At 71.5% G+C, this 239-nt stretch carries 1 protein-coding gene; it reads right to left on the bottom strand.

Features of this window, described 5'->3' with window-relative positions; translation table 11 throughout:
- The coding region (locus tag ACTFO6_RS19670) for a hypothetical protein (RefSeq protein WP_439935980.1) at positions 1-239 on the bottom strand (239 nt) is incomplete at both ends.

Here is a 239-nt window from a genome sequence, read left to right as displayed (position 1 = left end):
GCCGCCTCTTCGATCCGCTCCACGTAGTAGCGGTCAGCGAGGCGCTTGTACCCGGCGAAATAGAGCACGCGGCAACCGTTGGCGCGCAGCGCCTGGCCGATGGAGAAAAGCACCGCGTTGCCCAGGCCCCCGCCCGCCAGCAGCACCGTCTCGTCCGCGGGGATCTCGGTCGGGGCGCCGGTGGGCCCCATCACCACCACCGGCTCGCCGGCCCTGAGCAGGGAGCACACGTCGGACGA

Source organism: Pelomicrobium sp. G1, from assembly GCF_051905455.1.
GTDB lineage: Bacteria > Pseudomonadota > Gammaproteobacteria > Burkholderiales > UBA6910 > Pelomicrobium.
Note: the sequence above shows the minus strand (reverse complement) of the source record. Positions and strands in the feature narration are given on the sequence as shown.